This is a genomic window from Blastococcus capsensis (assembly GCF_030165005.1).
Lineage (GTDB): Bacteria > Actinomycetota > Actinomycetes > Mycobacteriales > Geodermatophilaceae > Blastococcus > Blastococcus capsensis.
The window spans coordinates 57,152-75,025 of the sequence record NZ_JASNNW010000011.1 but is presented as its reverse complement, the minus strand read 5'-3'; the positions used below and the strand labels follow the sequence as shown (position 1 = coordinate 75,025).

Genomic DNA, 17,874 nt, shown 5'->3' with positions numbered 1-17,874 from the left:
GCCGGGATCCCTCGCGGTGTGCTCACGTGATGGTCTGCCCGGCATGCGTGTCCTGGACTCGTCGGGTCGTGGGCGGGCCGGGCTCACCGGTGGCGGCCGGACGGGCCGTCGACCGGCGCTCGCCGCTGCGCTCGTGCTCGGCGTGGTCGTGGTCCTCGCCGGGGCCTGGCTGGGCCGGTCGCACCTGCAGCCCGCGGAGCCGGTGGTGGTGGCCGGCTATCTCCCGGTCGACTCGGGCAGCGGGTACGCCCTCGACGCCGCGCTGGACGAGGGACTCACCGAGGTGAGCCCGGTCTGGGCGACCGTCCGTGCGGACGGGGCGCTGGAGACGGTGGCGTTTCCGGCTGCGGTCCGGGAGGGCCTGGAGAGGCCGGGGGTCCGGGTGCTGCCCACCGTGCAGAACTACGCGGACGGCCAGTGGCAGGGGGAGCGGGTGGCCGACCTGCTGGCCGACCCACGGCGGGCCGAGGCCCACCGCAGACACCTGGTCGAGGAGGTGCTGGCGAACGGCTGGGACGGCATCGACGTCGACTACGAGTCCCTGCCCCCCGCGGCGGGGGAGTCGTTCACCGACTTCATCGCAGCGCTGGCGGACGACCTGCACGCCCAGGGCCTGGAGGTCTCCGTGGCCGTGCCCGCGCGGGCCTCGGACGAGGACACCTGGACGCTCGCCTACAGCTACCAGCGGCTGGGGGAGGTCGCCGACCAGGTGCGGGTGATGGCCTACGACCACGCCTGGGGCGGGAGCACCGCCGGCCCGGTGGCCCCGATGCCGTGGGTGGAGGACGTCGTGGCGTACGCCCTGGAACGCATCCCGCGGGACAAGCTGATGCTCGGCATCGCGACCTACGGCTACGACTGGGTGGGCGCGACCGGCACCTACCTGCCCACCACAGCCGTCTTCGAGCTGGCCAGCGAGAACGGAGCCGTGCCGCGGTGGGACCACACGGCGGCATCAACCACCTTCCGCTACGCCGTCGACGGGGAGGAGCACACGGTCTGGTACGAGGATGCGCGGTCGCTGGACGCGAAGCTCGCGGTCGCCGTCCGGGAAGGTCTGCGCGGAGTCGCCCTCTGGCAGGTCGGCGGGGAGGACCCGGGCGTGTGGGGAGCGGTCGCCGACGTCACCGCGGACTGACCAGGGAGCTGGCGCTCAGCGCGCCCGGGTCCAGGCCAGCAGCTCGTCGGCGGGCCGAGTGTTGATCACCCGCTCGACCGGGACGCCGCACTCGATCGCCCGCTCGCAGCCGTTGTACTGCCAGTCGAGCTGGCCGGGGGCGTGCGCGTCGGTGTCGACGGCGAACTCGCAGCCGAGCTCGACGGCCAGGCTGAGCAGCCGCCGCGGTGGGTCGAGGCGTTCCGGGCGGGAGTTGATCTCCACCGCGGTGCCGTGCTCGACGCAGGCGGAGAAGACGGCCTCGGCGTCGAACTGGCTCTCCGGCCGCGGCCGCTGGGTGCCGTTGCGCTGCTTCCGGCCGATCACCAGCCGGCCGGTGCAGTGCCCCAGGACGTCGGTGTGCGGGTTGGCGACGGCGGCGAGCATGCGGGCCGTCATCGCGGTGGAGTCCGCCCGCAGGTCGGAGTGCACGCTGGCGACCACGACGTCGAGCCGGCCGAGCAGCTCGCCGGTCTGGTCGAGGCTGCCGTCGACGTTGATGTCGACCTCGATGCCGGTGAGGATCCGGAAGGGCGCGAGCTCCTCGTTCAGCGCGGCGACGACGTCGAGCTGCTGCTCCAGCCGCTCGGGGGTCAGACCGTTGGCGACCGTGAGCCGGGGGGAGTGGTCGGTGAGCGCCAGGTACTCGTGGCCCAGCGCCATCGCGGCCTCGGCCATCTCGCGGATCGGGCTGCCGCCGTCGGACCAGTCCGAGTGCGCGTGCAGGTCACCGCGCAGGGCGGCCCGGAAGGCGGCGACGTCGTCGGCGGCCGGCAGCTGCTCGGCGTAGGCCTGCTCGAGCGTCGTCAGGTACTCCGGCACCTCGCCGCGGTGGGCCTGGGCGATCGCCGTCGCCGTCTTCGGGCCGATGCCCTTGAGGTCCTTCAGCGTGTTGGTGCGGATCCGGCGGTCGAGCTCGGCGGTGTCCAGGCCGTCGACCACCGCCGCGGCGGTGCGGTAGGCCCCGACGCGGTAGCTGGCCTCGCGGGCGCGCTCCAGGAGGAAGGCGATCCTCCGGAGCGCGACCGCGGGCGGAAGGGGGGTGCTCAGCTGAGCACCTTCAGGGCTCCCTTGCCGGACTTCTTGCCGGCCTTGCGGGAGGCCTTCTTCTGCGCCTTGATCCCCCGCTTGGACGCCTTCTCGTAGTTCTTCTCGGTGACGTCGGCGGCCCGCTTGGCCGCCCGCTTCGCGCGGTAGCCCACCGACGGCTTGCCCTCGGTGTCGACGGCGGCGAGCAGTAGCCCGCCCAGCAAGCCGGTGTTCTTGAGGAAGTTCGACAGCTGCCCGAACTTCTCCGTCGGGTCGTCGTGCTCCCAGAACCGATGGCCGGCCAGGGTGGTCGGCACCACCGAAGCCGAGAGTGCGATGGCGGTCAGCCGCGGGAACTTGTTCAGCGCGAACAGCGATCCGGCGGCGACCTTGATCGCGGCGTCGGCCTTCACCCACTGCTCGACGTCCCGGGGCACCTCGACCGGGAGCTGCTTGTCGGCGGTGTCGGCGATCTTCTCCACCACGGGGCGGGCACCCGGCACGCGGCCCTGCGGCTCGCGCAGCGTGCTGATCCCTCCGTAGATGAAAGGTGCGGCGAGCAGGGGCCGGGCGATCCGGCGAACGAGCATGGTGACCTCTTTCCTCGATGCCTCAGGACAGTCGCGTCGTGGACTGCCCGGAAGATCCATCGGGCAACCACGGTTCGCAACTCGGGGCGTCGCGGGAACCGTCAGCGGCCGCCTCCACGAGTCGATGGGCGTCGCCGCGTCGGTGTCCGTGGAGGCGGCTCAGTTGCTGCTGCCGGGCGGCAACCGGTCCCCTCACCCGGGCGGCCCCCGGTCGATCATCGGACGCCTGCCCGGACGGAGCGCCCCGCGGGCGCGGCAGGCCGCGGAGGGTGCACGCCGCCGATGATCGACTACCGAGGCGCCCGGTCCGCCGGTCAGGACTTCCGGCGGGCCCGGTAGGCGGCCACCGTGGAGCGGCTCGCGCAGGTGTTGGAGCAGTAGCGGCGACTGGCGTTGCGCGACGTGTCCACGTAGACGTCGTCGCAGCCCTCGGCCGAGCAGACGCCCAGGCGCTGCCAGCCGTGCTGCACCACCACCTGCGACAGCCCCATCGCCACCGTCGTCGTCAGCTGCTCGAGGACGGGGGCGTCGGGGCGGGCGTAGTGCAGGTGCAGCTCGCCGTCGTGGTCGGTGGCGTAGGGCCGCGGGCGGGCGAGCGCCAGCAGCTCGTTGAGCCGGGTGAGGACGTCGGGCTGCGACTCGGCCAGCGCGACGGCGCGCACCAACCGCGCGGTGGCGGCCGCCTTGTGGGCGTCGGAAGCCGTGAGCTCCAGCGAGGTCCCGGCCGTGAACCACTCGTCGTGCGCCGCCAGGAAACGCGACACGCCGTCGTCGGGTTCGAGGTCGGCGTTGGCCAGGGCGATGGCCAGCTCGACCGCGGTTGACCCGTAGGTGTCGTAGTCCAATTGACTCCCTACTGTCGAGTCCCTACTCTCGGGACTGCGTAGGCGGTCAACGGTCCTTGACCACCTACTGTTCCTTTCCCTGCAGTGTGAAACGAGTGCAAGCGTGCGTGCCTATCTCACCGTCTGGCGGCTTCCCTCCGCCCCGGTACTCCTCCTCGCCGGGTTCGCCGGCCGCCTCCCGTCCGCCATGGTGCCGCTCGCGCTGCTGCTCATGGTGCAGCAGCAGACGGGTTCGTATGCGGTCGCCGGTCTCGCCGCGGCCTCCCTCGGGGTCGCCTCGGCCGCGATGGCACCGGTCCTGGGGCGGCTCGCCGACCGGAGGGGCCCGCGGCCGATCCTGCTCGCCCAGGCGGCGCTCTACCCGCTGCTGCTCACCCTGCTGGTCGCCGTCGTCCTCGGGGGAGCACCGGACGCCGCCGTCGTCGCCGCCTCGGGCCTGGCCGGCGCCAGCACGCCGCTGGTCTCCGGCACCGTCCGCGCCCTGTGGTCGCGGACCGACCAGCGCAGCCGCTCCACCGCCTACGCCCTCGACGCCACGGCGACCGAGCTGGTCTTCGTCGTCGGCCCCACGCTGGTCGCCACGCTCTCGGTGCTCGCGGCGCCGGCGTGGGCGGTCGCCGTGGCCGGCACGCTGGCCGTCGGCGGGGCCCTGGGCATCGCCGGTGCGGCCCGGTCCTGGGTGCCCGCGCCCGCCGCGGCGGCGAGCCTGTTCTCGACCGTGCTGACCCCCGGCATGCCGCGCGTGCTGCTCAGCGGCTCGGCCGTGATGCTGGGCTTCGGCGGGCTCGAGGTGGCCATCCCCGCGTTCGCCGACTCCACCGGCACGCCGGGCCTCTCCGGCCTGCTGCTCGCGGTGTGGTCGCTGGGCTCGGTCACCGGCGGGCTGTGGTTCGGCGCCCGCGTGATGAGCGCGTCGCTCCCCCGGCAGTACCGCTGGCTGCTGTTCGGCGTCACGATCGGCCTCGCGCCGCTGGCCTGGGTCTCCAGCCCCTGGGCGCTCGGCGTCCTGCTGTTCCTCGGAGGGACGGCGATCGCGCCGACCCTCACCGTGCAGAGCTCGCTGGTCGGGTCCATCGCCCCGGTGCACGCCACCACCGAGGCCTTCACCTGGCTGTCCACCATCACGGTCGGCGCCTCCGCCGTGGGCGCGGCGCTCGGCGGTGTGCTGATCGAGGGGCGGTTCGGCGTACCCGGGGCGCTGGTGCTCGCCTGCGCCGGTGCCGCGGCGGCCGTCGTCGTCACGCTGGTGCCCGGGCGGGACATGGCGCCGGTCGCCGCCGTCCGGGAGTCGGTGCCGGCCTGACCCTCACCCGGTCCGGGCCGCGGACCCGGGCTGGGAGCCCCCGGGAGGGCGCTGGTAGTCTCTCTCCTCGGTGGTTACGAGGTGACTCGAGCCCCGGGAGGCTTCGCCTAGTCCGGTCTATGGCGCCGCACTGCTAATGCGGTTTGGGTTAATCCCCATCCCGGGTTCAAATCCCGGAGCCTCCGCGCACGACAACTGAACACACGCACCCGTAGCTCAACGGATAGAGCATCTGACTACGGATCAGAAGGTTAGGGGTTCGAATCCCTTCGGGTGCACGTCTGGTTGAGACACCGATCTGCCGCGCAGCCCCGACGGGGGCGGCGCGGCAGATTCGTTTCCGGGGTCCGCCGCCGCGTCCTCGCCTACCGGCCGGCTGCCCCGCTCGTGCGGCGCTGCTCGCGTGCTGGCAGCCCCGGCGCCTCTGCTGAAGTCGCGCCTTCGGAGCGAAGGGGGTCGCTGCCTCGTCGAGTCATGCGAATTCGGGGCCATCAGGCGCTGATCGCCACGAGTTCGTATGACTCGACCGCACGAGGACGACGGACCCCGCAGTGTCCCGGACGGCGAGAGCGCGCTCCGGAGCGACGTCGATCGCGCACTTTGCGATCGCGTGACAGACACCGCCGACCGGTGGCGAGCTCGGTGGACGGGGGTATCGAGGGGCCAGGGCCCGCCGCGCGGGCCCTGCTCTTGCCGCCTGCGCCGAGGAGACCCGTGTCGCCCCGTCCCTCCATCGACGGACTGCCGCTCCCGGGGGTCGAGGAGGCGCCGCGCAGGCCGGTGCGCCGCGGTGGCGCGGTGCTGGAGCTGGCCCTGGCCGTGGTGCTCGCCGGTGCGCTGCTCGCGGGGCTGGCCCTGCCGCTCGTGGGCGGCGCATCGATGGCGACCAACGCCGGCGCCGGTCTGCTGCGCCCGGTCAGCGCCGACCTGCTCGACCTCACGCCGGCCGGCAACACCCGCATCCTCGCCGCCGACGGTTCACTGATCGCCGAGCTCTACCGGCGCAACCGCACCCCGGTGCCCGGCGAGGCCATCGCGCCGGTGGTGAAGGACGCCCTCATCGCCATCGAGGACAGCCGCTTCTTCGACCACAGCGGGGTCGACGGCAGGGGGCTGGCCCGCGCGTTCCTGACCAACCTCTCGGCCGGCGAGGTGGTGCAGGGCGGCTCCACGATCACCCAGCAGCTCATCAAGCAGATCCGGCTGCAGACGGCCACCGATCCCGACGCCCGCGAGGCCGCCACCGACGAGAGCCTCGGCCGCAAACTCCGCGAGGCACAGCTGGCTCTCGCCCTGGAGCAGCAGTACTCCAAGGACGAGATCCTCACCCGCTACCTCAACCGGGTGTACTTCGGCGCCGGCGCGTACGGGGTGGCCGCCGCGGCCTCCACCTACTTCGGGACGACGCCGGACGCCCTCACCCTCGCGCAGGCCGCCACGCTCGCCGGCCTCGTGCAGAGCCCCACCCGGTACGACCCGTTCGTCAACGCCGAACGCGCCACCGAGCGGCGCGACGTCGTCCTGGCGCGGATGGCGGAGCTGGGCATGGTGGACCAGGCCGCGGCCGATGCGGCCCGCGCCACCCCGGTCGTGGTCACCCCCGGCCAGCCCCCGCCGCGCGGCTGCCGGGAGGCGCTGATCGGCGGCTTCTTCTGCGACTACGCCCTGGACCACCTCACCGGCACCCTCGGCCTGAGCGAGGCGGAGCTCGAGACGGGTGGGCTGACCATCGAGACGACGCTGGACCCGGCCATCCAACGGGCCGGGGACGCCGCGGTGGTGAAGACGCTGGGCCTCCAGGATCCGCGCGCCGGCATCTACACCGTCGTCGAGCCGGGCACCGGCCGCGTGCTGGCCATGTCGGTCAACCGGAAGTTCGGCGTCGTCCCGGGCGATCCGGCCTACACGACGGTCAACCTCAACGTCGCCGCCGGCCAGGGTTCCGGCTCCACGTACAAGGTGTTCACCGCCGCCGCGGCGATGGAGCAGGGCTTCGGGCTGGACCACCGCATCACCACCTCCGATCCCTACGTGTCGACGGTCTACCGCGACGGCGACGGCCCCTACGACGTGGAGAACGCCAGCCGCTACCCGCGCACGCTGGACATGGAGCGCGCGCTGTACATGTCCTCGAACACCTACTTCCTGGCGCTCCAGGACCAGCTGGGCAGCGTGGAGGCGCCGGTGCGCATGGCCCAGCGGCTGGGGCTGCGTTCCCTGGACCCGATCGCGGACGAGGTCGTCGCCCAGAACCGCGGCTCGTTCTCCTTCGGGTCCGAGGCCACCAGCCCGCTGCACCTGGCCAACGCCTACGCGACGCTGGCCGCCGGCGGCACGCGGTGTGCGCCGACCCCGATCGTCCGGGTGCTCGACCGCGACGGGCAGCCGCTGCTCGGCGAGAACGGCCAGCCGCTGGGTGGCCCGCAGTGCGAGGCCGACGTCGTGGACCCCGCGCTGGCGCACACCCTCACCCGAGCACTGCGCAAGGACGTCGAGCCCGGGTTCCCCGGCCAGACCGGTGAGCGTGCCTACGTGCCCGGGCACCAGATCGCCGGCAAGACCGGGACGACGCAGATGAACTATTCGGTCACGTTCGTCGGCTACACGCCGCAGCTCGCGGCCAGCGTGATGGTCTACGACCCGGTCGAGAACCGGGACGTCGGCGGCTTCGGCGGCGGCATGCCCGCGCAGATCTGGCACGACGCGATGCAGCCGATCCTGAGCGCCCGCGCTCCGGTGCTCTTCCCGCCGGCCGACGTCCGGTACGTGGACGGCACGCGGGCGACCGTGCCCGCGGGCTGCGCCGGGCAGGACGCCGACCGGTGCCGCGGGATCCTCGGTGCCCGGAATCTCACCGCCACGCTCGCCCGCGTCGACAGCGGCCGCCCGCCGGGCGTCGTCCTCGGGGTCCAGCCGGGGCCCGGCAGCCTCGTGCAGCAGAGCGATCCCGTCACGGTGCTGGTCAGCAACGGTGCGCGTTGGGCGCCGCCGCCGCCTCCGCCGCCTCCGCCGCCTCCGCCGCCTCCGCCGCCTCCGCCGCCTCCGCCGCCTCCGCCGCCTCCGCCGCCTCCGCCGCCTCCGCCGCCTGCGGAGCCGGCACCGGAGCCGTCGCCCGGGCCTCCGCCGCCTGCGGAGCCGACCCCGGAGCCGTCGCCTGAGCCTCCGCCGCCTGCGGAGCCGACCCCGGGGCCGGCACCGGAGCCGTCGCCTGAGCCTCCGCCGCCTGCGGAGCCCACTCCGGGGCCGGCACCGGAGCCGTCGCCCGGGCCTCCGCCGCCTGCGGAGCCGACCCCGGCGACCCCGGGGCCGACCCCGGGGCCGACCCCGGGGCCGACCCCGGAGCCGTCGCCTGAGCCTCCGCCGCCTGCGGAGCCGACCCCGGGGCCGGCACCGGAGCCGTCGCCCGGGCCTCCGCCGCCTGCGGAGCCCGCTCCGGAGCCGTCGCCCGGGCCTCCGCCACCTGCGGAGCCCACTCCGGAGCCCCCGGCGGAACTGACGCCGGAACCGCCGCCGGCCGGGGAGCCCACGCAGGAACCCCCGCCGCCGACGGGGAACGCGCCGGGCACGGGGGAGTAGGAGTGGGGGCGGGGGGCCGGTCCTGACGGTCTGGCCGCGTTGGTCGGTCTACCCAGCAGTGGGTAGCCATTCGTTGCCGGCTACCCCCGCCCGGATCCCACTGTGGCCTACGTCACACGGCGTCGTCAAGGCCGCCCCGGAGTGTCGTCCGCACACCGCAGGAGAGAGGAACTCCCTGTACCGAGAGGTCCTCAGCCGACGCGGCGGAGGATGTCCGGGCTGAGCTGGTCGACGGCGGTGTGCCCGGTCAGGCCCAGGGTGAGGTCGAACTCGCCCAGCACGTCGGAGATCACCTGGCGGACGCCCTCCTCGCCGGCCAGTGCCAACCCCCAGGCGAACGGACGGCCCAGCAGCACCGCCCGGGCGCCCAGGGCGACGGCGGTGAAGACGTCGGCGCCGCTGCGGATCCCGCTGTCCAGCAGTACCGGTGCCCGGTCGCCGATCGCGGCGACGACGTCGGGCAGCGCGTCCAGCGCGGCGATCGAGCGGTCCACCTGCCGGCCGCCGTGGGTGCTGACGACGACGCCGTCCATCCCCTCGTCCAGGGCGCGGCGGGCGTCGTCGGGGTGCAGCACGCCCTTGAGCAGGATCGGCAGCGTCGTGCGCTCGCGCAGCCAGGCGAGGTCGGTCCAGCTGATCGAGGGCCGGGAGTAGATGGAGAGGAAGGTCTCGACGGCGGCGCGGGGCAGCGGTGAGCGCAGGTTGTCGCGGAACGAGCCCGGCCAGGCCTTCGCCATCGTCACCAGCGCCTTGACGGCGGCGGGGGTCGGGCGCGGCTGTGGTTCCTTGGGGCCCGTGACGGCCGCGCGCTCCTCGACCAGGCGGCGGAAGACGGGGTCGGAGGTGTACTGCGCGATGCCCTTGCCCAGCGCGAAGGGCAGGTGCCCGAGGTCGAGGTCGCGCGGGCGCCAGCCGAGCATCGTCGTGTCGAGAGTGACCACCAGGGCGTCGCAGCCCGCGGCCTCCGCCCGGCCGATCAGGCTCTCGACCAGTTCGTCGGAGGTCGACCAGTACAGCTGGAACCAGCGGGGCGCGTCGCCCATCGCGCCCGCGCACTCCTCCATCGACCGGGAGCCCTGGTTGGAGAAGACCATCGGGACGCCGGTGGCGGCGGCCGCGCGAGCGACGGCGAGGTCGGCCTCCGGGTGCACCAGCTCGAGCGCGCCGACCGGCCCCAGCAGCAGTGGTGCAGGCAGGCGGCGTCCGAACAGCTCCACCGAGGTGTCGCGCGCGCCGGCGTCGCGCAGCACCCGGGGGACGACGGCCCACTTGTCGAACGCGGCGCGATTGGCCCGCTGCGTCGTCTCGTCGCCCGCACCACCGGCCACGTAGGCGTAGGCCCGGGCGTCGAGCACCCGCTTGGCCCGCTCCTGCAACCGCCGGATGCCGACCGGCACCCGCGGGAAGTGGCCGTAGACCCCGGCCCGGTACACCTCGTTCTGCCGCCGCCGACCCACACCCACCTCGTTCACGCGGCCACCGTAGTGACCGTGCCCTCACCCGGTACCGCGGGGACGTCGGCGGGCACACGGACGGGCTCGCGCAGGCTGTGCGGGGCACGAATTGCCGACACGCCGCGCGACACGCGGGTAACGGGCTAGCAACGAAGTGTCACGTCCTGCATCATCTGGAACTCCAGCGCATCGCAAAGGGGAGATCGGGCTGACCAGCAGGTGGGAGCGGTTCGCCGCGCCGACGCGGACCACGTCGGCGCGGATGGCGCGGGGCGCCCGCTCGGCCGGCATGGTGGCCGGGCTCCTCGTCCCGCTGCTCGCCGCCGCCGTCGCCGGCGCCGGCAGCGCACTGGCCATCGACGACCCGACCCGTCCCGACGCTCGGGTGACCCACGGGCCCAGCTGCCACCCGGGCGGGATCGTGGTCGAGGTCGTCGCCGGCAGCGTCCCGTACACCGTCCGGCTGGCCACGACGCGGCAGGCGGCGGGCGAAGACGAGGTCGTGCTCGTCGCGCAGGAGCGCACGGTCCTGCGCACCGGCGACGTCGCACCCGGGGAGACCATCGACCCACGGTTGGAGTTCACCGCCCGGGACGGCTCCGGCGTCGCGTACGTCGACGAGCTCGAGGACTACACGCTCACCCGGCCCACGGTCGAGGACTGCGAGCTCGCCCTCTCCCCGCCACCGCCCCCGCCCGCGCCGCCGACGGCCAGTGTGGAAGCCGGTGCCACGGCCCCCGCACCCGGCACCGGCTCGGCCGCCGGCTCCGGTTCCGAGCCGGGGGTCGCGGTGGCCACCAGCCGGTCACCCCGAACCACCACCACGAGCAGCGGGACCGGCACGACGGGCACCGGCACCCCGTCGGTCACCTCCGTTCCGGCGAGCACCCCGCCGGCGGTCCCGGCGCTCGCGGCCGCGCGTGCTCCGCAGGTCGCGTCCGGGGGCACGGTCAGCCTGCGCGGAGCGGGCTTCATCCCCGGTGAGCGGGTGGACATCCAGCTCCGCGGCAGCGACACGGTCCTCGCCACGGCGACCGCCGACCCCGACGGCGCGGTACGCGTGGACGTCCGCATCCCCGGGGACGTGACGGCGGGCCCCGCCATCCTCGACCTCGTCGGCGTCGACTCCGCCGTCAGCACCGGTGTGGATCTGCAGGTCGCCGCCGCGCTGGAGCCGGCCGGCCGGACGCGCGGTGCCGTCTCGCTCGCCTCCCTGATCGCGGCGGCGGTGGCGCTCGTCGGCACGGTCGGCGCGCTGGTCTCGGTCGCGGGTCAGCAGCGCGCCGACCGCCGGCGCGGCCCGATCCGTACCGCCTGACCGGTTTCGCCGTTCCCGGTTCCGGGGACGATGGGCAGGTGTCACTGTCCGAGGACGCGCTCGCGCGCGAAGTCCCCCGGGACGCCGCCGCTCTTCCAGGAGTCGCTCCCCGCCCCGCCGAGACGTGGTTGCGCATCGTCCAGGCGCACGACCGGATCACCCGACGGGTCGACTCGGCGCTCCACCGCCACCACGACCTGTCCCTCACCGGCTTCGAGGCGCTCCGCCGGATCGCCGACTCGTCGGGCGGGCGGGCCTCGATGGGGGAGGTCGCCGAGGCCGTCGGGCTCTCGCGGCCCGGCGTCACCAGCACGATCAACCGGCTGGTCGCCGAAGGCCTGGTCATCCGGGAACGGGTGCAGATAGACAAGCGCCTGCTGCACGCCCGGCTGACCCCGGCCGGCCGGGAACGGGTGGAGGCGGCCCGCGTCACCCACGACGAGCTCGTCGCCCACCTGCTCGCCCTGGTCGGGGACGACGCGGCCGTCGTCACCGACGCCCTGGCCCGGGTCTCGGCCGCCGCCCGCAGCCGCCGCTGACCTCGGCCGGGTGGACCGGGCGCGGCGCGCGTACGGTCTCCGGCGTGACAGCCTTCCGTGACCGGCATCACCCGGCGCGTCTCCCCTCCGGGGTGCGCGCGTGAACGGCGCCCAGGCGCTCATCCGCACGCTGGTGGACGGCGGGGTCGACGTCTGCTTCAGCAACCCCGGCACGTCGGAGATGCACTTCGTCGCCGCGCTCGACAAGGTGCCGGAGATGCGCGGCGTCCTCTGCCTGTTCGAAGGCGTGGCCACCGGTGCCGCCGACGGCTACGGACGGATGACCGGCCGCCCCGCGTCCGTCCTGCTGCACCTGGGGCCGGGGCTCGCCAACGGGCTGGCCAACCTGCACAACGCCCGTCGTGCGCGGACGCCGATCGTGACGGTCGTGGGCGACCACGCCGGCTACCACAAGGCCTACGACTCGCCTCTCGAGTCGGACATCGACGCGCTCGCCGGCACCGTGTCGGGCTGGCTGCGCCGCTCCGCGAGCTCGGCCGACGTCGGTGACGACGCCGCGGCCGCCGTGGCCGCGGCGCGCAGCGCTCCCGGTCAGATCGCCACGCTGGTCCTGCCCGCGGACACCTCCTGGTCGGCCGGTGCCGCGATCGCCGCGCCGCTACCGGTCGAGGCGCCGGCGGCGGTGCCGGACGACGCCGTCGCCGCCGTGGCCGCGGTGTTGACCTCCGGCGAGCCGTGCGCCCTGCTGGTCGGCGCGGGAGCGACCCGGACGCCGGGCCTCGTGGCCGCGAGCCGGGTGGCGGCCGCCGTGGGCGCGCCGCTGTTCTGCGAGACGTTCCCCGCCCGGCTGGAGCGCGGCGCGGGCCGGCCGGTGGTCGAGCGCCTCCCGCGCGCGGCCGGCCAGGTCACCCGGCGGCTGGCCGGCGTCCGCCACCTGGTGCTGGTCGGTGCCCGGCCCCCGGTGTCGTTCTTCGCCTATCCCGACCAGCCCAGCGACCTCGTGCCCGAGGGCTGCGAGGTGCACCAGCTGGGTGTGGTCGCCGACGACCTGCCCGGTGCGCTGGAGCGGCTCGCCGACCTCGTGGGCGCCCCCGCGGAGGCGGTGCTGCAGCCGGCCGGGCGGCCGGAGCTGCCCACCGGCGAGCTGAGCCTGGACTCGATCGGCCGGATCCTGGGTGCGCTGCTCCCCGAGGGCGCCATCGTGGTCGACGAAGGGGTCACCTCCACCCGGCAGATGCCCGGCCCGACCGCGGGTGCGCCGCCGCACGACTGGCTCACGCTCACCGGGGGAGCGATCGGCCAGGGGCTGCCGGTGGCGACCGGGGCCGCGGTCGCGGCGCCGGGGCGCCCGGTGATCTGCCTCGAGGGCGACGGCAGTGCCATGTACACGGTCTCGGCCCTGTGGACCCAGGCCCGCGAGGGGCTCGACGTCACCACCCTGGTGTTCAGCAACCGCTCCTACCGGATCCTCGAGGGGGAGCTCGCCAACGTGGGAGCGTCGGCCTCCGGGCCGCGGGCGAGGGACCTGCTGGAGCTCGGGCGGCCGGAGCTGGACTTCGCGGCCATGGGGACGGGCATGGGCGTCCCGGCGACCAGGGCGCGGACCGCCGAGGACCTGATCCAGCAGTTCCGCCGTGCGCTGGCCGAGCCCGGCCCGCACCTGATCGATGTGGTCCTGCCCGGTCCGTGATCGAGTCCGGATCGTTGCCGACCACCGGGCGCCACCGTCCTCCGCCTGTGCTTACATCGTCGTGACCCGGGCCACTGCGAGACCCGCGGTGGCCGTGACCACCCCCCCGGAGGAACCATGCGGATCCACTCAGCCCTCGGTGGCCTCGTCCTGCTGGGCCTCGTGGCGGCGTGCGGTGAGAACGCCGAGGAGGCCGCCCCCGCCGGGGAGGCCGCCGCCTCGTACCCGACCGAGTCGATCCGGATGCTGGTGCCCTACGGCGCCGGTGGCCCCACCGACCTCACCACCCGCACCGTCGGCGCCTGCCTCGAGGAGGAGCTGGGGCAGACGGTCGTGGTCGAGAACATGGAGGGCGGATCCGGTGCGCTGGCCATGACCGAGCTGGCCGGCGCCGAGCCCGACGGGTACACCCTGTCGCTGGTCACCGCCGGCACCACGGTCCTGACCCCCCTGGCCAACGACCTCGACTACACCAAGGACGACTTCACCCCGATCGGCGTCATGTCGGAGGTGCCCTCGGTCGTCGCGGTCGGTGAGAACTCGCGGTTCGCCTCCGCCGAGGACTTCTTCGCCGCGGCCGAGGCCGAACCGGGCACGGTCACCGTCGGGGTCCCCGGCGCCTCGACGCCGCAGGCCATCGAGCTCCAGCGGCTCGCCGACGAGCACGACGTCCAGGTCACCGCGGTGCCCTTCAACGGCAACGCCGAGATGACCACCGCCCTGCTCGGCGGCAACGTCGACGCGGTGCTGATCAACGCGTCCTCGGACGTCGTGGAGAACATCGAGGCGGGGGCGTTCCAGCCGCTGGTGGCGTCGTCGGAGGAGCGGCTGTCCTGGCTGCCCGACACCCCGACCTTCACCGAGCTGGGCTACGAAGGGCTGACCCTCTCGGGCTCGACCTTCGGCCTCGCCGGCCCCGCCGGCCTGCCCGACGACGTCGTGACGACGCTCGAGGACACGCTGCAGACCTGCCTGGACAGCGACGAGGTCCGCCAGACGATCGGCGAGCAGTACGTCCCCGAGGAGTTCGCCGGCGCCGAGGAGCTGGGCTCGATCCTCGACGAGACACAGCAGGCGTACGAGCCGATCCTCGGCTGACCTGCGCACCACCCAGTACCGACCCCGCACTACCGGAGGAACCACACCATGCGACGTTTCCGCGCCACCGCCCCAGCCCTGCTGGCGGCGTCCGTCCTGGTCCTCACCGCGTGCGGTGACGACGCGGCCGAGCCCGAGACCGACGCCGGGGGCGGCGGCGACGCGGCCGCCGCCGACTACCCGACCGAGAGCATCACCCTGATCGTCCCCTACGCCGCCGGTGGCCCCACCGACCTGGCGGGGCGCACGATCGGGTCCTGCATCGAGGAAGAGCTCGGGCAGACCGTGGTCGTGGAGAACCGGGAGGGTGCCTCCGGCTCGGTCGGCATGCAGGCCATGCTCGCCGGCGGCAACGACGGCTACACCCTGTCGCTGATCGCGGTGCCCGCCTCGGCGACCAACCCGCTGCAGGACGACGTGGGCTACACGAACGAGGACTACGTTCCGATCGCCGTGGTCACCGAGATCCCGTCGGCGCTGATCGTCGGGGCGGACTCGCAGTTCAGCACCGCCGAGGAGTTCTTCCAGTACGCCGAGGAGAACCCGGGCGAGCTCAACGTCGGGGTCCCCGGCACGACGACGTCGCAGGCGATGGAACTCCGGCGGCTGGCCGAGGAGTACGGCGTCGAGGTGACGGCGGTGCCGTTCACCGGCAACGCCGAGATGACCACGGCCATCCTGGGTGGCAACGTCGACGCCGTCTTCATCAACTCTTCCCAGGACGTCCTGGAGAACATCGAGGCCGGCAGCTTCCTCCCGCTGGCGGTCAGCCCGGCGGAGCCGGTGGACTACATCGACGCGCCGACCCTCGCGGAGTCCGGCTTCCCCGAGCTGACCAACAGCGTGTCGGTCTTCGGTCTCGCGGCGCCGGCCGGCGTTCCGGACAACGTCGTCTCCACGCTCGAGGAGACGGTGGACACGTGCCTGCAGAAGGACGACGTCCGCGAGCAGTTGGGTGAGCAGTACGTGCCCGACGAGTTCATCGACTCCGATGCCTTCTCGTCGCGGATCGACAGCATCATCGAGGCCTACGGCCCGATCCTGCAGGAGTGACGCCCCGCCGTGGGGGGGGCCCCGGCCCGCCGGGGCCCCCCCCGCCCGGGGCCCGCCCGGCCCCCCCCCCGGTGGGGCGGGCCGCCGCCCGGGGGGGGGGCCCCCCCCGCCCCCCCCCCCCCCCCCCGCCGCCGGTCCGCTCCCGGTCCCCGCGTCCCCTGGAGTTCCCGATGTCCAAGCACCTGCACCGGCTGGCCCCCGCGGTCCTGCTGGTGTTCGGCCTCGCCGCGATGTACGGCGCGTACCAGCTGGGGCTCGGAGAGCTGAGTGCTCCCGGGTCGGGGCTCTGGCCGTTCATCGTGGCGTCGCTGATGGCGCTGACCGCGCTGCTGCTCCTGTTCATCGACGACCCCGACGACTACGAGCAGTGGAACCGGAACGCACTGCGCATCCTGGGCGGGCTGCTGAGCCTCGCGGTGTTCATCGTGCTCTTCGAGATCCTCGGCTTCGTCATCCCGGCCATCCTCATGCTGCTCCTCTGGCTGCGGCTGTTCGCCAAGGAGCCGTGGCGCTGGGCCGTCCCGCTGGCGGTCGGCGGCGCGCTGGTGTTCTACCTGCTGTTCGAGGTGGCACTGGCCGTGCCCTTCCCCGACGGCATCCTCTTAGCGGGAACGGGGCGCTGACGTGGGCATTCTCGACGGGATCGGCCAGGGCTTCGCCGTCGCCCTCGACCCGATCAACCTGCTCTACGTCTTCCTCGGCGTGCTCATCGGCACGGTCATCGGTGTGCTCCCCGGCCTGGGGCCGACGGCGACCATCGCCCTGCTGCTGCCGCTGACCTACGAGGTCGAGCCCGTCACCGCCGTCATCCTGCTGGCGGGCATCTACTACGGGTCGATGTACGGCGGCACGATCACCTCGGTGCTGCTGCAACTGCCCGGCGAGGCGGCCTCGGTCGTCACCACGTTCGACGGCTACCAGATGGCCAAGCAGGGCCGGGCCGGCCCCGCCCTGGGCATCGCGGCGGTCGGCTCGTTCATCGGGGGCACGGTCGCCGTTATCGGGCTGACCCTGCTGGCGCCGCCGCTGGCCGACCTGGCCGTCGAGTTCGGCTCGCAGGAGTACGTGGCGCTCACTGCTCTCGGCATCCTGCTCGTCACCTACCTGGGCACCCGGCACCCGGTGAAGAGCCTCTGCATGGCGGCCCTGGGACTGCTGCTGGCCACCATCGGCCAGGATGACATCACCGGGACCACCCGCTTCACCTTCGGGCAGATCGCGCTGTTCGACGGGTTCGACTTCGTCGCGGTGGCCATGGGCCTGTTCGGCGTCGGCGAGATCCTCTACAACGTCGAGAAGACCGAGAAGGCCCAGGCGATCAAGACCAAGCTCAAGAACGTCTGGCCGAGCCGCAAGGACTTCCGCGACTCCTCGGGTGCGATCGCCCGAGGCTCGGTGATGGGCTTCTTCATCGGCGTCCTGCCCGGTGGCGGCGGGGTCATCTCCTCGCTGGCCTCCTACGCCACCGAGAAGCGGCGCGCCAAGGACCCGAGCCGGTTCGGCAAGGGCGCCATCGAGGGCGTCGCGGGGCCGGAGACGGCCAACAACGCCTCGTCGACCTCGGCCTTCATCCCGCTGCTCACCCTCGGCATCCCGGCGAACGTGGTCCTCGCGCTGATCTTCGGCGCGCTGCTGGTCCAGGGCATCACACCCGGCCCCCAGCTGATCTCCCAGGAGCCCGAGATCTTCTGGGGCGTCATCGCGTCGATGTACATCGGCAACCTCATGCTGCTGGCGCTGAACATCCCGCTGGTGGGGGTGTTCGTGCAGCTGCTGCGGGTGCGGTCCGGGATTCTCGCCGCCTTCGCGCTGCTGGTCACGATGGCCGGCGTCTTCTCGGTCAACAACGACTCGTTCGACATGTGGGTCGTGCTGCTCTTCGGCCTCGTCGGCTGGCTGATGAAGAAGACCGGGTTCGAGCCGGGCCCGCTGGTGCTCGCCTTCGTGCTCGGCTCGATCCTCGAGACCAATTTCCGCCGATCGATGCTGCTCTCCGGCGGCGAGTTCTCGACCTTCATCACCCGGCCCATGTCCGGAACCATCTTCGCCCTCATGGCGCTGGTGATCATCATCAGCGTGATCTCGGGGATCCGGAAGCGTCGCCGTCGCAGCCGGCCGGCGACCCCGGGGGAGGAGGACCTCGCCGCGACGGGGACCACCGCCGAGCCCGAGGGCACCCCCGGCAACGAGACCACCGACGAGCAGGCGCCTCCGGCCGAGAGCGGGGTGCCGCGCGATCGCTCCTGACCGACCGGATTCCAT

Annotated in this window: 14 protein-coding genes and 2 tRNA genes; 12 read left to right on the top strand and 4 right to left on the bottom strand. The window is 73.7% G+C overall.

Annotated features, from left to right (window positions below):
* Positions 1-43 precede the first annotated feature (43 nt).
* Positions 44-1,138, top strand: coding sequence for a glycosyl hydrolase family 18 protein (locus tag QOZ86_RS11290; RefSeq protein ID WP_284492059.1), 1,095 nt, complete (start codon positions 44-46; stop codon positions 1,136-1,138).
* 15 nt (positions 1,139-1,153) lie between these two features.
* Here QOZ86_RS11290 and QOZ86_RS11285 read toward each other — a convergent pair whose 3' ends face one another.
* The 3 genes from QOZ86_RS11285 to QOZ86_RS11275 all read right to left on the bottom strand — a co-directional run bounded on the left by QOZ86_RS11285 (position 1,154) and on the right by QOZ86_RS11275 (position 3,620).
* Entirely contained in the window at positions 1,154-2,206 is a 1,053-nt protein-coding gene (locus QOZ86_RS11285) for a PHP domain-containing protein (protein ID WP_284492161.1), read from the bottom strand.
* Positions 2,203-2,775 (bottom strand): DoxX family protein, encoded by a 573-nt coding sequence (locus tag QOZ86_RS11280; protein ID WP_284492058.1) that lies wholly within the window; start codon positions 2,773-2,775, stop codon positions 2,203-2,205. Before QOZ86_RS11280 ends, QOZ86_RS11285 begins: the two co-directional genes overlap by 4 nt.
* A 314-nt stretch (positions 2,776-3,089) precedes the next feature.
* Positions 3,090-3,620 (bottom strand): CGNR zinc finger domain-containing protein, encoded by a 531-nt coding sequence (locus QOZ86_RS11275; protein ID WP_284492057.1) that lies wholly within the window; start codon positions 3,618-3,620, stop codon positions 3,090-3,092.
* A 103-nt stretch (positions 3,621-3,723) separates the two neighbouring features.
* Here QOZ86_RS11275 and QOZ86_RS11270 point away from each other — a divergent pair, with 103 nt between their 5' ends.
* The 4 genes from QOZ86_RS11270 (at position 3,724) to QOZ86_RS11255 (ending at position 8,499) form a co-directional block, all read left to right on the top strand.
* Entirely contained in the window at positions 3,724-4,923 is a 1,200-nt protein-coding gene (locus QOZ86_RS11270; protein WP_284492056.1) for an MFS transporter, read from the top strand.
* 96 nt (positions 4,924-5,019) lie between these two features.
* Positions 5,020-5,108 (top strand) — tRNA-Ser (locus QOZ86_RS11265).
* 20 nt (positions 5,109-5,128) lie between these two features.
* Positions 5,129-5,201 (top strand) — tRNA-Arg (locus QOZ86_RS11260).
* 436 nt (positions 5,202-5,637) lie between these two features.
* Complete coding sequence (locus tag QOZ86_RS11255; protein WP_284492055.1) at positions 5,638-8,499, top strand: penicillin-binding protein; 2,862 nt, start codon at positions 5,638-5,640, stop codon at positions 8,497-8,499.
* A 191-nt stretch (positions 8,500-8,690) separates the two neighbouring features.
* On the opposite strand, the gene QOZ86_RS11250 is transcribed toward QOZ86_RS11255, so the two are convergent.
* On the bottom strand, positions 8,691-9,971 hold the full coding sequence (locus QOZ86_RS11250; RefSeq protein WP_284492054.1) for a lactate 2-monooxygenase: 1,281 nt from the start codon (positions 9,969-9,971) through the stop codon (positions 8,691-8,693).
* Between the two features lie 244 nt (positions 9,972-10,215).
* On the opposite strand from QOZ86_RS11250, the gene QOZ86_RS11245 reads away from it, so the two are divergent.
* The 7 genes from QOZ86_RS11245 to QOZ86_RS11215 all read left to right on the top strand — a co-directional run bounded on the left by QOZ86_RS11245 (position 10,216) and on the right by QOZ86_RS11215 (position 17,859).
* Complete coding sequence (locus QOZ86_RS11245; protein WP_284492053.1) at positions 10,216-11,271, top strand: hypothetical protein; 1,056 nt, start codon at positions 10,216-10,218, stop codon at positions 11,269-11,271.
* 38 nt (positions 11,272-11,309) lie between these two features.
* Positions 11,310-11,810 (top strand): MarR family winged helix-turn-helix transcriptional regulator, encoded by a 501-nt coding sequence (locus QOZ86_RS11240; protein ID WP_284492052.1) that lies wholly within the window; start codon positions 11,310-11,312, stop codon positions 11,808-11,810.
* A 100-nt stretch (positions 11,811-11,910) separates the two neighbouring features.
* On the top strand, positions 11,911-13,461 hold the full coding sequence (locus QOZ86_RS11235) for an acetolactate synthase large subunit (protein ID WP_284492051.1): 1,551 nt from the start codon (positions 11,911-11,913) through the stop codon (positions 13,459-13,461).
* A 117-nt stretch (positions 13,462-13,578) separates the two neighbouring features.
* On the top strand, positions 13,579-14,559 hold the full coding sequence (locus QOZ86_RS11230) for a tripartite tricarboxylate transporter substrate binding protein (RefSeq protein WP_284492050.1): 981 nt from the start codon (positions 13,579-13,581) through the stop codon (positions 14,557-14,559).
* A gap of 48 nt (positions 14,560-14,607) precedes the next feature.
* The gene (locus QOZ86_RS11225; RefSeq protein WP_284492049.1) at positions 14,608-15,612 is read left to right on the top strand and encodes a Bug family tripartite tricarboxylate transporter substrate binding protein; all 1,005 of its coding nucleotides are present in this window, start codon (positions 14,608-14,610) and stop codon (positions 15,610-15,612) included.
* Between the two features lie 170 nt (positions 15,613-15,782).
* Positions 15,783-16,235: a tripartite tricarboxylate transporter TctB family protein gene (locus QOZ86_RS11220; protein ID WP_284492048.1), complete on the top strand. Its 453-nt coding sequence runs from the start codon at positions 15,783-15,785 to the stop codon at positions 16,233-16,235.
* A 1-nt stretch (position 16,236) separates the two neighbouring features.
* Complete coding sequence (locus tag QOZ86_RS11215) at positions 16,237-17,859, top strand: tripartite tricarboxylate transporter permease (RefSeq protein ID WP_284492047.1); 1,623 nt, start codon at positions 16,237-16,239, stop codon at positions 17,857-17,859.
* Positions 17,860-17,874 lie beyond the last annotated feature (15 nt).

Bases quoted from the DNA above. Each gene is read 5' to 3' on its own strand.
- QOZ86_RS11220 (WP_284492048.1), top strand. From the start codon at position 15,783: ATGTCCAAGCACCTGCACCGGCTGGCCCCCGCGGTCCTGCTGGTGTTC.
- QOZ86_RS11225 (WP_284492049.1), top strand. From the start codon at position 14,608: ATGCGACGTTTCCGCGCCACCGCCCCAGCCCTGCTGGCGGCGTCCGTC.
- QOZ86_RS11245 (WP_284492053.1), top strand. From the start codon at position 10,216: ATGGCGCGGGGCGCCCGCTCGGCCGGCATGGTGGCCGGGCTCCTCGTC.
- QOZ86_RS11280 (WP_284492058.1), bottom strand. From the start codon at position 2,775: ATGCTCGTTCGCCGGATCGCCCGGCCCCTGCTCGCCGCACCTTTCATC.
- QOZ86_RS11290 (WP_284492059.1), top strand. From the start codon at position 44: ATGCGTGTCCTGGACTCGTCGGGTCGTGGGCGGGCCGGGCTCACCGGT.
- QOZ86_RS11230 (WP_284492050.1), top strand. From the start codon at position 13,579: ATGCGGATCCACTCAGCCCTCGGTGGCCTCGTCCTGCTGGGCCTCGTG.